This is a genomic window from Streptomyces sp. NPDC005866 (assembly GCF_040629895.1).
Lineage (GTDB): Bacteria > Actinomycetota > Actinomycetes > Streptomycetales > Streptomycetaceae > Streptomyces.
Genome location: NZ_JBEXWP010000018.1, coordinates 1 through 11,520, shown reverse-complemented (window position 1 = coordinate 11,520; position 11,520 = coordinate 1). Strand labels below are relative to the sequence as shown.

Genomic DNA, 11,520 nt, shown 5'->3' with positions numbered 1-11,520 from the left:
ATTTTGAGGTATGTTTCTGCGTATACTGCGCTGAGTTGTATGGTGCTGCACGCTGGAGAGCCTGACCGCGGGAGGTGGGTGTCGTCGTGGATGACATCGTCGACTTGGTGGCGCAGCCCGCCATGTTGACAATGGCCCGTGAGTCGCGTGGCTGGACGCAGGCTGACCTGGCACGGGAGATGACGGGCCGCGCGGCCAACGAAACGGTGTCGCAGGGGTATGTCAGCCGAGCCGAAGCCGGTCGCCTGGCAGTAAGGGGCGAGCGACTCGCCCTGTTCGCCGCAGCTCTCAGGTGCACGCCCGAGATGCTATGCCGCACCACTGACAACGGCGGGGTTGGCGTCGGGCTCGTTCACCACCGCAAGCGTGCCTCCATGGGCGCGCTGGCACTGCGACGCGTTCACGCGACTCTGGCAGTCACACGCCTCCAGGTGGCAGCCCTGACAGCCGCGAGCCACGACGACGAGAAACATGCGTTCAGGCACATCGCGGTCGACGACTTTGATACGCCGGCTGACGCAGCGGAGACGCTGCGGTTGGAGTGGGGGCTCCCGCATGGTCCCGTCTCCAGTGTGGTAGAGGTGCTCGAAGCCGCCGGTGCTCTGCTCGTGGTCCGCGATCTCCAAACTCGTGAGCTGGATGCCGTGAGCCAGTGGCCGCACGGTGAACGCCCGCTCGTCCTGCTCAACTCGACTGCCCCTGCGGACCGTTATCGTTTCAGCCTGGCGCACGAACTCGGGCACATCGTGATGCACACTGAGCCTGGGGAGGGACGCTTGCAGGAACAGCAAGCCGATGAATTCGCAGCCGAATTCCTCATGCCGCACGAGAGCATCGTGGCCGAACTTCGGCCGCGCGTGGACTTGGCACGGTTGATGGAACTGAAGCGTCGGTGGAGGGTCTCGATGGCAGCACTCGCCCGCCGAGCCAAAACACTCGGCGTCCTCACCGAGTGGCAGTACCGCTCGCTCATGGTGGAGATGTCCGCCCTGGGCTACCGCACCACCGAACCCGCTCCCTTCGAGCTCGAGACCCCGCGTCACCTTGCCGAGGTCGTGACCCGACTGAGGCAACAGCACAACCTCGACCTGTCCCAGGCAGCCCACCTAGCCGGCCTGGAACTCGAGGAGTTCACCGAGATCTACTCGTGTCCCTCCTCCGCCCCGGTGACCACACGGCCACCGGATTCACCAACAAGTAGGTGACAATGGCAAACTCGCCGTTCCCCGGCCGCACCCCCGCCCTGCGGGTCCTCGATGCGTCGGTACCGGCCACGCCGCTGCTGCAGGGGCGTGTACTACTGCATGAGAACGCCCGCTTCGTACCGCAAATCCGGACTCCGCTCGACGATGACCTCGGCGGCGTCGTCATGAGCGGGGAGAAGGCCGGTGAACGCGCCTACCAGCTCCGGACCTCCGGCTACACAGGCGCCCTGCTGATCGACACTGCGGCCTACAAGACGCACACGGCGACAGCCGATGAACCCTTTCTGCTGGACGGCAACGAGCTGTTCGACACGGTCGACACCTCGCTTGAGCTGCAGAAGGCCCGCGGTGCCAGCGCCGCTCTCACACCGACTGGATACATCCCCCCGGGAGCCTCCAGGGCGCTCAAGGCAGTCATGCGCCAGTCCGAACGCATCGAGCGGGCAGACACAATCGTCAATCTCCCGATCGACATCGCCTGGCTCACCGATGAATTCCTCAGCCAGCTGATCGCAGTCTGCAAGCGCATCCCGCATCCGAAGGCCCTGACGCTGTTCCGGCAGTTCGACCCGATGGAGCAGGCCAAGAGTGTTCCCGCCAACCTGCGCCGCGTCGTAGCCGAGCTGCCTGATGTCGCCCTCCTGCGGACCGATCTGGCCGCACTGGACGTACTCGCCCACGGCGGGCTGTTTGCCGGTATCGGCGCCGACAGCGCCGGTCGGCACAGCATTCCCCCTGGCGAGCGGGCGTTGTTCAACCCCAACGGCGGTGGACCCCAATATCCGTCAGTGCTGATGCCGAGCTTGATGTGCTTCAAGGGCACCCAGTCTCTGGCCCGCCTGTACGCCAATCACCCGCCAGCAACGTGCAGCTGCGACGTCTGTGACGGTCGAGGCCTGGACCGATTCAACGATCCGGGCGGCGAAGCGCGGCGCGAGTCGGAGGACCACAACATCAGCACCTGGAGCGTCTGGGTCATCGAGATCACCAGCACGAAGCCCGGGCTGGAGCGCAAAGCGTGGTGGCGCGACAAGTGCGCCGCAGCCGTCGCGCACTACGCCCTGGAAAACCAGCGTCTGGGGCTGTCGGCAAATTCGAAGGCGGGCTTTGCAGTCCCTGACCCGCTGGAGGTCTGGGCAACGCTGCCGATCACGCCCTGAGGCGGCTCACCGAGCCGAGAGCTGCTTATACGCCTCTTCCACGAACTTCCAGCCGGCCACGGTGTGCCGACGCCGAACGAAAGGGCGAGGCGGGACAACGACCTCAACGTCATTGCTGGTCGCGACGAGTAGCCCAATGCCGTAGAACTCTGCCTCCATCACGGCGTCATCTCGACGCCGCAGAGGCCGGTCGATCAAGACAGCCCGCGCGCAGAAAGGTGTGAACCATTCGGCTTTTTCCTTAGCGGAGGACCAGCCCTTGCCCGGGACGACGGCCAAATCGACTCGGATGGGGTGGGTTGCTTCGCGGACGACGACGTTGTCATGCCGGGTAACCGTTCCCGCAGGCATCCGCCTCAACACGCGCTGCTCCGTGTCGCTCAGCGAAGTGACCGGGACAGGCTCGCCCAGTGGAAGGTTCATCAGCAGGTCCAGCGCCCGAGGACTGGTGAGCTCCTGCGTGCCGACGCGAGCACGTCGCTCGATCTCGTCCACGTTTTCGCTGTATGCAACTACGGCATCGATACCGAACATGTTCAACACGCCGATATCTGCGCCCTGAGGGAACAGAGTGCCAGGCGCCGCCGCTCCGGAGATCGCTTCCGCCGGACCCCGCGCCGCCACAGCCATGTTGCTACCTCTGCCCTCGCCTCAAGGAGGCTCGCCCTTCACAGACGACCGCCTACTTACCTACCGGTAGGAAACCTTTCACGGAATGGTCTGAACGCGCCAGCACTGCAGGCCGCGGTTGCCGCTACCCATGACGACCATGCCGCCTACCAGGCACAACTGAGGCACTGCTGCCCGGGTCACGGGTACAAGCCCCTGTCTTCAGGTCAGGCTAGTGCTGTCATACCTGCCCCGTCGCCGGAGTGACAGCGATGACCCTAGTGCGAGCCCTCGGCGCTCCACAACGGTCGTCTTGCCACGCAATCCAAACGTTTCCCGCTCTTGATCGATCATACGGAATGCTCGCTCAAGTCGTTCAAGACCCGCGCACTGATACGAAGATCCGCTCTAGCGCAGGCTGCCGTCGTGGACAGACCAGCCGCGGGCCGTCATCGCCTCGACGTACGGCTCGGCTCGTGTGCGGTGCGCGGCGAAGGCAAGCAGGTGAGTGGGGCGGGTGGCGCCCACGAAGACGAGTTGTGCCGCGCGCTGGATCGTGACTAGGGCCTTAGAGGCGTCCTGCTGTCGGCTCAGGAGTCCGAGGACCTCGTGTACGTCGTGCTTCTTGCCGCTGCGTTCCAGGCATTCGAGGATGAGTGTGGCCGCGTGGGTTTCGCCCTTGGCGCTCTGGATCGATCCTGCAACCGACGCCACTACACCCTGGTCGGCATCAGCCGCCGCATCGAGCACGGGCGCCGGCTGGGCGACGTACGGGATGTGGGCAAGGGGATCTGCGAGGCGGGCGACACCTTTCAAGGGGCTCTGAGTCAGGTCCGGCAGCAGGCGCAGAAGCCGGGCGGTGAGGACTGCCCATTCGATGTGGCTATCGAGTGGGCTCGTCAGCAGATCGTGCAGAAGCAGGCGTGCCCGGCCTCCGGCGGTGGCCGGGTCTCGGTCCAGTCGCCTCAGCGGGGGCAGACCGCCGACACTGGCGAGTCGGGCCACATCACGGATTGCGTCGGCGCGGAAGGCGTTGACCATGAACGGATACGCCCACAGCTCGCGGATGACGGTCACGACGCGTGCCGATCGGCGTGCACGGCGGGCGGCTCGGGGGCGCCGACCACGACCAGCCGCCCGTCCGTCGCGCGCAGGACCTCCACGGGTGCGCCGTACAGCCGGGTGAGCGTCTCTGTCGTGATGACCTCCTCGGGCCGCCCCGCTGCCACCCCGCCCCCCGCGATGTACACGACACGGTCCAGCCACGGCAGGATCGGGTTCACGTCGTGGGCGACCATCACCACGCTGGTCCCGCGCTCCCGGCAGATCCTCCCGACCAGCGCGGCGACGGCACCCTGGTGCGAGAGGTCGAGGCTGTCGAGCGGCTCGTCCAGCAGCAGCAACTCCGGCCGCCGTACGAGGGCTTGGGCGATCAGCAGCCGTTGCTGCTCGCCGCCCGAGCAGGCGCCGATCGGCCGGTGCGCGTACGAGGTGGCGCCGACCAACTCGACGGCGTCCGCGACGCGTTCGTCCTGCTCACGTCGGCGCGCGCTGAAGCGGGCGGGCAGGGGCAGCGGCACGCCCCAGCGGTCGCCGTCCAGGCCGAGACGCACGATGTCGACGCCCCGGATCCTGAGCGACGTGTCGAAGCTGCGGCGTTGGGGCAGGTAGCCCACGCGATCCCCGGTCCGGCCGGGCACTCCGCCCAGCACCCGCACCTCGCCCGCGGCGGGCGGCACCATCCCGAGCAGCATCTTCACCAGGGTCGACTTGCCGGCCCCGTTCGGACCGAGCACCGCCACGAACTCCCCCGCGCCGACCTTGAGATCCACGCCCGACCAGAGGGCGCGCCGGCCCACCCGCGCCGCCGCGCCCCGCAGGGAGACCACCGGCTCGTCCGCACCCGGGCGCTGCGTGGGCACGAGTGCCTGCACGGCCTCGGGGCTCATCGCTTGCCCGTCGCCTCGGCCAGTGCCGACTTTAGCGCGCGCAACTGCCGGACCTGCCAGTCCTGGAAGGACGCCGTCGCCGGGGTGGGCGTCTCCGTCACGCCGACCACGGGAATGCCCGCCGCCTTCGCGGCCTTCACCTGGCCCTGCACGTCCGGGGTGGAGTTCTGGCCGTCGTAGACGTAGACCTTGATCTTCTTGCCCGCGATCTGCCCGTCGATCGTGGTCTTGTCCTTGGCCGTCGGGTCGGTGCCGTCGTTGATCGCCTCCAGGAAGCTCCCGGGCGTGAGCAGCTTCAGGCCGAGGCCGTCGGCGAGCGGTGTGACGATGGACTCCGAGGCGCCGATGGGAGTGTCGGCGTAGGTCTTCTTGATGCTTGATATCAGCTGGTTGTAGGGCGCGAGGGTGGTGTTCTCGAAGGTCTTCGCGCGGGCGTCGAAGTACGCGGCGTGGTCCGGGTCGATCTTCTTGTAGTCGGCGGTGATCTTCTCGATGACCTGGTGGACGTCGTCCGGGGAGTACCAGCGGTGCGGGTTGTCGCCGGGCTTGAGGCCGACCAGGTCGCCGACCTTCAGTTCGGTGCGGCCGGAGTCCGGGTTGGCGGCGAGCAGCTTGTCGGCCCAGGCGTCGTAGCCGATGCCGTTGACGATGGCGTAGCGGGCGGTGGCGACCTTGCGGCCGTCGGCGGCGGTGGGCTCGTAGTCGTGCGGGTCGGCGTTTGGGTTGCTGATGACGCTGGTGACCTTCACGTGGCTGCCGCCGAGTTGCCGGGCGATGGAGCCCCAGAAGTTCTCCGCGGCCACCACCTGGATCGGACCGTCGGACGAGGTGGCGGTGTCCGAGGAGGCCGCCGTGGAGCAGGCACTCGCACCTGCGCTGAGGAGGAGGGCCGTGAGGGCGACGGCGGGGCGGCGGGACGGGGCGGGGCGCATGACGGGGCACATGACGGGGTGTCCTCCGGGGAGCTGTTAATGGAAATGATTTTCATGACCATACTTCACGAACCCCTTCCCCGTCATTAGTAATGGGATCCATTTTCATGTAGCGTTTGGCCCGCCCACCAGCTCGCCCCACTCACCCCAGGAGCGCCCCATGGCCGTGCCCAAGCGGAAGATGTCACGCAGCAACACCCGTCACCGCCGCGCCCAATGGAAGGCCACCACACCGCAGTTGGTGCCGGTCACCATCGACGGCGTCCCCTACCTGGTGCCGCAGCGGCTGGCCAAGGCGTACGAGCGCGGGCTGCTGCGCCCCGAAAGCTGAGCGTCATGCCGTACGACCTCCCCGACCGGCTGCCGGTCACCGTCCTGTCCGGCTTCCTCGGCGCCGGCAAGACCACCCTCCTCAACCACGTTCTCGGCAACCGTGAGGGGCTGCGCGTCGCCGTCATCGTCAACGACATGAGCGAGGTCAACATCGACGCCGCTCTGGTGCGCGGCGGCGAGGCCGCCCTGTCGCGCACCGAGGAGCGGCTGGTCGAGATGACCAACGGCTGTATCTGCTGCACCCTGCGCGACGATCTGCTGGAGGAGGTGGACCGCCTCGCCCGCGAGGGCCGCTTCGACTACCTCCTCATCGAGTCGTCCGGCATCTCCGAACCCATGCCGGTGGCCGCCACCTTCGCCTTCGCCCGCGACGACGGCGCGACGCTGGACGACCTCGCCCGCCTCGACACCATGGTCACCGTCGTCGACGCGGCGAACTTCCTGACCGAACTGGCAAGCGGGGACGAGCTCGTCGAGCGCGGCCTGGACCAGTACGAGGACGACGAACGCACCGTCAGCGACCTGCTGATGGACCAGATCGAGTTCGCCGACGTGATCGTGCTCAACAAGCTCGACCTCGTCGACACGGAGAGCGCCGACGGGCTCCGGGCGACGCTCAGCCGCCTCAACCCGGCCGCCCGTATCGTCCCGGCCGTCCACGGCCGCGTCGCGGTCGGCGATGTGCTCGGCACCCGGCTGTTCGACCTGGAGCGCGCCCAGCAGGCCCCCGGCTGGGTCAGGGAGCTCAACGGCGACCACGTGCCCGAGACGGAGGAGTACGGCATCTCCTCCACCGTCTTCCGCTCCGAACTGCCCTTCCACCCGGGCCGGTTGTGGACGTTCGTGACCGAGCAACTCGACAGCGGCGCCTACGGGCGCATCCTGCGGTCCAAGGGCTTCTTCACCCTGGCCAGCCGCCCGCACGTGACCGGCCTGTGGTCACAGGCCGGCTCCGTGGCCCGCTTCGAGCCCTCCGCCGCCCGTGCCGACGAGAGCGCCGACCGTCAGGAACTGGTCTTCATCGGTACGGACTTGCACGCGGACGCGGTGCACGCTGCGCTGACCGACTGCCTCATGACGGACGGCGAGACCCCGCCGCCCGTCGACCCGTTCCCCGCCTGGGACACCTACGGCATCGACGACACCTGCGAACACGAACAACCCGCACTCATGGCGGGAACCTGAGACCCCGGGCCGGGCGGTGGACGCAGCCACGGCACCGCCCGGCCCGGCACGGAACTCGATCCGGAAGGTTGGCATGGCAAAGAACGGCATACGCCTGGGCACCGTCCAGGAGACCCTGCTGATCCCCCTGTACGGCCGCGCGGTGGAGAACCGCAAGGAGCAGGCCGCGCTGCGCGATGCCCGGGCCGAGGAGATCGTCGCGTCGATCGACTACGACTTCGCGCGCTTCGACAACCTGCCCAGCCTGACTGGAGCAGTGCTGCGTACCAGCCTTTTCGACCGGTGGGTGACGGACTTCCTCACCACTCATCCCACCGGCACCGTGGTGGAGATCGGCACAGGGCTCAACACGAGGTACGAACGCGTCGACCATGCCCATGCCCGCTGGTTCGACCTCGACCTGCCCGATGTGATCGACCTCCGCAGCTCCTTCTTCACCGACACCCCACACAGGACGATGATCGTCGCTTCGGTGACGGACGAGACGTGGGCCGACTTGGTGGCCGCCCAGTCCGACGGCCCGTACTTCTTCGTCGCGGAAGCCGTCCTGCCCTTCCTGCGCGAGACGGAGGTCCGTCACGTCGTCGGGCTCCTCGCCGACCGCTTCCCCGGCTCTGTGCTCGCCCTCGACACCGCCGGCGCCGCCTTCATCGACGCTCAGGACCGGCACGACGCCATGAGCAGGGTCGAGGCCCGTATGCAGTGGACCTGCGAGGACCCTGCCGAACTCGCCGAATGGCGACCGGGGACACAGGTCCTCGCTTCCCACACGCTCAGCAGCCTTCCGCCTCGGATGTACGAGGAGCTGCCGACCGCGTATCAGGAGATGCTGTCCGGCCTGGCCGCCCAAAGGGTGCCCCAGGCCGAGGCGTACCGGCTCAGTCTCGTCCGACTGCCCTGACGCCGGCACAGACCGGGCTATCTCCTCACCGGCGATCGACATCGCCGAGCAGAGGGTCCGGGATGGACGTCCAGCCCTGCCGCCCCAGCGAGAGTTCCATGTCGGTGAGCAGGGCCTTGTCCAGCGCCGAGCGCATCGCCTCCGCGTCCAGGCCGACTCCGGTCAGGGTGATCTCGTTGCGGCGTTCGCCGTAGTAGTCGTGCCAGAACCACGAGGCCAGGGTGCGGCGCTGCGGGGAGGCGGCCCGCCAGCCGCGCGGGTCGCCCTCCTCCAGCCAGCGGTCCGCCTCGCGCAGTTCCAGATACGCACCGGCCGACCGCCAGGTCACGACCGCGTCGGGTCGGCTGCACAACCAGAGATGCCCCCTGCCGCGCACAACACCGGACATGACGACGGCAAGCGCGTCGGTCAGGCGCTCGGGATGCAGAGGGCGGCGGGCGTGCCAGTACAGGGACCTCACCTCATGGCTGCCGTCTCGGCATGGACCCGGCAGCACCACCGGCTCCAGGCGTGACCGCCACTCGTCGTCGGCGCCCTTCGGCAGAGTGTGGACGAGCGACACGGGAAGCTCCCGTGCCGCTCCGTCCGTGCAGGCAGGGGTCACGAGCAGGGCACGGCTGTTGAGTTGGCCAAGTAGTTCCACTCCGCCGGGCTCGTGTGCGCGGCCCATCGGCCGCGGCACGATCAGGACGTCGGCCGCCTCCACCTGGCGGGCGGCGGCTTCGGCGCGAGTCACAGACTCGCCCTGGTCGCCCCCGCTCCACAGTCGTTCCGTCCGGTGGACGCAGCCAATGTCCGCCATGAACGACTCCGTGTCGATGCCGACCACGACCGGAGCCGGGTCGTAGTACTCCCCCAGCGATCCGCTGCTCACCCGAGGGCGCCACAGCTCCACCAGGAGTGTGAGGACGTCGACGTTGTCCGGCAGCGCGAGGACGACGTGTGCCGCGCCCGACGAACGGCGGAGGGACAGCAGGTCCTGTCGCAGGATGACGACCGGATCGCCTGTCGCGCCCTTCAACGCCCTGCCCTGAAGCGCTGTCCCGGTGCCGGAGAGGAAGCGCTGGACAGTGGGGTATCCCTTGCCCTGAGCCTGCGCCTGGATCGACACCGCCAGGACCACGGCACGTGGAGCAAGCCTCAGCAACTGGTCGACCACGGCACCGCGAACGCCGGGCGTATTGCCGGCCACCACGCTCAACAGACCTTTGCTCACACCGTCCGCCCTCAGTTGAGGTGCGCGACATGCTGCGGGGCGGGCGCCGCCAACAGCCTGTCGGGCAGGGTGCCGTCGTCCGGCATTCCGGCCCGCAGCCACGCTCCGACCGCTGCGGCGTCGGCTGCGGTGACGAGCGGGCCGAGACGTACGACGGCTCCGGTGGGGCGGCGATCCGCCGTGCACGGCTGTACCGCAGCGTGCAGCCCGCGTCGGCCCGCGCAGTCGAGGATCTTCCGCAGGCAGCCTGTGGAGATCATGACGCCGTGGGGGCTGTCGCGGACTGCTCGGCGCAGCTCGTCGGTCACCTGATCGGTGGTGGCCTCACAGGAGGTGCAGACGACAAGGGTGAAGGGACGGCCCCGGTGGCCGTGTGCGGCGTCACTCATGTGTGCACTCCTTCCGGATCTCGCGGTGGACGGCTTCCACTTCGGCCTCACCTCTCGCATACATACGCACGGACGGCGACCACGAGCACGCCAGGGCTTTTCGGCATGCTGGTACCGCCTTGGGCGAGGGCACGGCCCGGACATGGGCCGTACCCCTGGCGTTCCTCCGTCAGCGCGGAGGAACCGCCGTCACGTCACCAGGACGACTTGGTCACACCGGGCAGGAGACCGGCGTGTGCCTGCTCCCTGACGCGGATGCGGGAGAGCCCGAACTTGCGCAGATGCCCCCGGGGGCGGCCGTCGACGCTGTCCCGGTTGCGGAGGCGCGTGGCGCTGGCGTCGCGCGGCTGCCGGCGCAGTTCGGCGATCGCAGCATCACGCTCCGCTTCCGTCGAGGAAGGACGCCGAATGATCTCCTTGAGTTCGGCCCGCCGGACGGCGTACCGCTCGACGACCGCCTTGCGCTTCTCGTTCTTGGCGATCTTGCTTTGTTTGGCCATCAGACCTTTCCTCCCCGGGCGCGGATGCGCGCGACAGCCGCTTCCACGCCGATGGTGTCGACGGTCTTGATGCCGCGGGCGCTCAGCGTCAGCCGGACGTAGCGGCCCTCGCTGGGCAGCCAGTACCGCTTGCGCTGGATGTTCGGGTTGAAGCGGCGGGAGGTACGCCGGTGCGAGTGGGAGATGTTGTTGCCGAAGCCGGGCTGGGCGCCGGTCAGTTGGCAGTGGGCGGACACGGGATGACCTGCCTCTCCTTGAGGGGGCGACTATCGGTAATGGAAATCATTCCCATATAGTAGCGGCTATGGCTCGCAACGAACTCCGCCCGGTCATCAAGCTCCGCTCCACCGCCGGGACCGGCTACACCTACGTGACCCGCAAGAACCGCCGGAACGACCCCGACCGCATGGTCCTGCGCAAGTACGACCCGATCGCCGGCCGGCACGTCGACTTCCGCGAAGAACGCTGACCCCGCCACCCACCACTCGAAGGAACCCGCCATGCAGCAAGGCATCCACCCCGCCTACGGTCCCGTCGTCTTCCGCGACAAGGCCGCCGACTTCGCCTTCGTGACCCGTTCGACACTCACCAGCGACAAGCGCGTCGAGTGGGAGGACGGCAACACCTATCCCGTCGTGGACGTCGAGATCTCCTCGGCGAGCCACCCCTTCTACACCGGTACCGCCCGAGTCCTCGACACCGCGGGCCGCGTGGAGCGCTTCGAGCGCCGCTACGGTCGATCCGGGGGCCGCTGATGCGCGAGGAAGGCCGCCTGCCGGTCGTCATCGTCGGCGGCCTTCACGCGGACGCCCGCACCCAGGTTGTCGACCGCCTCCTGCGGGCGGTACCGGGCAGCGTCGCCCTGCACCACGACCTGGCCACCGCGGGCGAGGGAACCGTACGGCGTCTCCTCCGCGACGCGTCAGGGGTGCTGTCGTCGGGCGAGGCGCCGCTGGTCAACGACTGCGCGTGCTGCGCCCTGCGCGAGGACCTCGTCCCGGAGCTGGAGCGTCTGGCCGGCCACGGTCTGACGCGGCTGGCGATCGTCGAGCTGTGGGACTCGGTCGAACCCAAGGCCATGGCGGAGGTGGGGGCCGGCCCCCCCCCCCCCGCCCCGCAAGAAACAAACCAAAAAAAAACA

Annotated in this window: 15 protein-coding genes and 1 pseudogene; 8 read left to right on the top strand and 8 right to left on the bottom strand. The window is 68.3% G+C overall.

Annotated elements, in window-relative coordinates; genetic code table 11:
• The first annotated feature begins 86 nt into the window (after nt 1–86).
• Nucleotides 87–1,205 (top strand): ImmA/IrrE family metallo-endopeptidase, encoded by a 1,119-nt coding sequence (locus tag ABZ396_RS25045; protein WP_358916328.1) that lies wholly within the window; start codon nt 87–89, stop codon nt 1,203–1,205.
• 2 nt (nt 1,206–1,207) lie between these two features.
• Nucleotides 1,208–2,365: a hypothetical protein gene (locus ABZ396_RS25040; RefSeq protein WP_358916330.1), complete on the top strand. Its 1,158-nt coding sequence runs from the start codon at nt 1,208–1,210 to the stop codon at nt 2,363–2,365.
• A gap of 6 nt (nt 2,366–2,371) precedes the next feature.
• Here ABZ396_RS25040 and ABZ396_RS25035 read toward each other — a convergent pair whose 3' ends face one another.
• From ABZ396_RS25035 to ABZ396_RS25020, 4 genes are all read right to left on the bottom strand, one after another.
• Nucleotides 2,372–2,995, bottom strand: coding sequence for a hypothetical protein (locus tag ABZ396_RS25035; RefSeq protein ID WP_358916332.1), 624 nt, complete (start codon nt 2,993–2,995; stop codon nt 2,372–2,374).
• A gap of 387 nt (nt 2,996–3,382) precedes the next feature.
• Nucleotides 3,383–4,051, bottom strand: a complete 669-nt coding sequence (locus tag ABZ396_RS25030) for a hypothetical protein (protein WP_358916334.1) — start codon at nt 4,049–4,051, stop codon at nt 3,383–3,385.
• Entirely contained in the window at nt 4,048–4,923 is an 876-nt protein-coding gene (locus ABZ396_RS25025) for a metal ABC transporter ATP-binding protein (RefSeq protein WP_358916336.1), read from the bottom strand. Before ABZ396_RS25025 ends, ABZ396_RS25030 begins: the two co-directional genes overlap by 4 nt.
• Entirely contained in the window at nt 4,920–5,867 is a 948-nt protein-coding gene (locus ABZ396_RS25020; RefSeq protein ID WP_358916338.1) for a zinc ABC transporter substrate-binding protein, read from the bottom strand. The genes ABZ396_RS25025 and ABZ396_RS25020 overlap by 4 nt, the downstream gene beginning before the upstream one ends.
• Before the next feature lie 148 nt (nt 5,868–6,015).
• Here ABZ396_RS25020 and rpmF point away from each other — a divergent pair, with 148 nt between their 5' ends.
• The 3 genes from rpmF to ABZ396_RS25005 all read left to right on the top strand — a co-directional run bounded on the left by rpmF (nt 6,016) and on the right by ABZ396_RS25005 (nt 8,274).
• Nucleotides 6,016–6,186 carry a 50S ribosomal protein L32 gene (gene rpmF, locus ABZ396_RS25015; protein WP_358916340.1) on the top strand — a complete coding sequence of 57 codons (171 nt, stop codon included), beginning with the start codon at nt 6,016–6,018 and terminating at the stop codon, nt 6,184–6,186.
• A 5-nt stretch (nt 6,187–6,191) separates the two neighbouring features.
• On the top strand, nt 6,192–7,373 hold the full coding sequence (locus ABZ396_RS25010) for a GTP-binding protein (protein ID WP_358916341.1): 1,182 nt from the start codon (nt 6,192–6,194) through the stop codon (nt 7,371–7,373).
• Nucleotides 7,374–7,446: 73 nt separating this feature from the next.
• Nucleotides 7,447–8,274, top strand: coding sequence for a class I SAM-dependent methyltransferase (locus ABZ396_RS25005; RefSeq protein WP_358916343.1), 828 nt, complete (start codon nt 7,447–7,449; stop codon nt 8,272–8,274).
• Between the two features lie 25 nt (nt 8,275–8,299).
• On the opposite strand, the gene ABZ396_RS25000 is transcribed toward ABZ396_RS25005, so the two are convergent.
• From ABZ396_RS25000 to rpmB, 4 genes are all read right to left on the bottom strand, one after another.
• Nucleotides 8,300–9,490, bottom strand: coding sequence for a GTP-binding protein (locus ABZ396_RS25000; protein WP_358916345.1), 1,191 nt, complete (start codon nt 9,488–9,490; stop codon nt 8,300–8,302).
• Nucleotides 9,491–9,501: 11 nt separating this feature from the next.
• A complete protein-coding gene (locus tag ABZ396_RS24995; RefSeq protein WP_358916347.1) occupies nt 9,502–9,879 on the bottom strand; it encodes a hypothetical protein in 378 nt (125 codons plus the stop codon).
• A gap of 194 nt (nt 9,880–10,073) precedes the next feature.
• On the bottom strand, nt 10,074–10,379 hold the full coding sequence (gene rpsN, locus ABZ396_RS24990; protein ID WP_358916349.1) for a 30S ribosomal protein S14: 306 nt from the start codon (nt 10,377–10,379) through the stop codon (nt 10,074–10,076).
• Nucleotides 10,379–10,615 carry a 50S ribosomal protein L28 gene (gene rpmB / locus ABZ396_RS24985; RefSeq protein WP_358916350.1) on the bottom strand — a complete coding sequence of 79 codons (237 nt, stop codon included), beginning with the start codon at nt 10,613–10,615 and terminating at the stop codon, nt 10,379–10,381. Before rpmB ends, rpsN begins: the two co-directional genes overlap by 1 nt.
• 68 nt (nt 10,616–10,683) lie before the next feature.
• Here rpmB and rpmG point away from each other — a divergent pair, with 68 nt between their 5' ends.
• The 3 genes and pseudogenes from rpmG to ABZ396_RS24970 all read left to right on the top strand — a co-directional run.
• The gene (gene rpmG, locus ABZ396_RS24980; RefSeq protein WP_358916352.1) at nt 10,684–10,848 is read left to right on the top strand and encodes a 50S ribosomal protein L33; all 165 of its coding nucleotides are present in this window, start codon (nt 10,684–10,686) and stop codon (nt 10,846–10,848) included.
• A 31-nt stretch (nt 10,849–10,879) separates the two neighbouring features.
• On the top strand, nt 10,880–11,134 hold the full coding sequence (locus tag ABZ396_RS24975; RefSeq protein WP_358916353.1) for a type B 50S ribosomal protein L31: 255 nt from the start codon (nt 10,880–10,882) through the stop codon (nt 11,132–11,134).
• Nucleotides 11,134–11,520: pseudogene (locus ABZ396_RS24970) on the top strand (cobalamin biosynthesis protein CobW); the annotation flags it as partial. The gene ABZ396_RS24975 and the pseudogene ABZ396_RS24970, both read left to right, overlap by 1 nt.

What these genes read in the sequence shown, in the direction of transcription:
- ABZ396_RS25040 (WP_358916330.1), top strand. Translation starts at nt 1,208, where the DNA reads ATGGCAAACTCGCCGTTCCCCGGCCGCACCCCCGCCCTGCGGGTCCTC.
- ABZ396_RS25035 (WP_358916332.1), bottom strand. Translation starts at nt 2,995, where the DNA reads ATGGCTGTGGCGGCGCGGGGTCCGGCGGAAGCGATCTCCGGAGCGGCG.
- ABZ396_RS25025 (WP_358916336.1), bottom strand. Translation starts at nt 4,923, where the DNA reads ATGAGCCCCGAGGCCGTGCAGGCACTCGTGCCCACGCAGCGCCCGGGT.
- ABZ396_RS25020 (WP_358916338.1), bottom strand. Translation starts at nt 5,867, where the DNA reads ATGTGCCCCGTCATGCGCCCCGCCCCGTCCCGCCGCCCCGCCGTCGCC.
- rpmF (WP_358916340.1), top strand. Translation starts at nt 6,016, where the DNA reads ATGGCCGTGCCCAAGCGGAAGATGTCACGCAGCAACACCCGTCACCGC.
- ABZ396_RS25010 (WP_358916341.1), top strand. Translation starts at nt 6,192, where the DNA reads ATGCCGTACGACCTCCCCGACCGGCTGCCGGTCACCGTCCTGTCCGGC.
- ABZ396_RS25005 (WP_358916343.1), top strand. Translation starts at nt 7,447, where the DNA reads ATGGCAAAGAACGGCATACGCCTGGGCACCGTCCAGGAGACCCTGCTG.
- ABZ396_RS24995 (WP_358916347.1), bottom strand. Translation starts at nt 9,879, where the DNA reads ATGAGTGACGCCGCACACGGCCACCGGGGCCGTCCCTTCACCCTTGTC.
- rpsN (WP_358916349.1), bottom strand. Translation starts at nt 10,379, where the DNA reads ATGGCCAAACAAAGCAAGATCGCCAAGAACGAGAAGCGCAAGGCGGTC.
- rpmG (WP_358916352.1), top strand. Translation starts at nt 10,684, where the DNA reads ATGGCTCGCAACGAACTCCGCCCGGTCATCAAGCTCCGCTCCACCGCC.
- ABZ396_RS24975 (WP_358916353.1), top strand. Translation starts at nt 10,880, where the DNA reads ATGCAGCAAGGCATCCACCCCGCCTACGGTCCCGTCGTCTTCCGCGAC.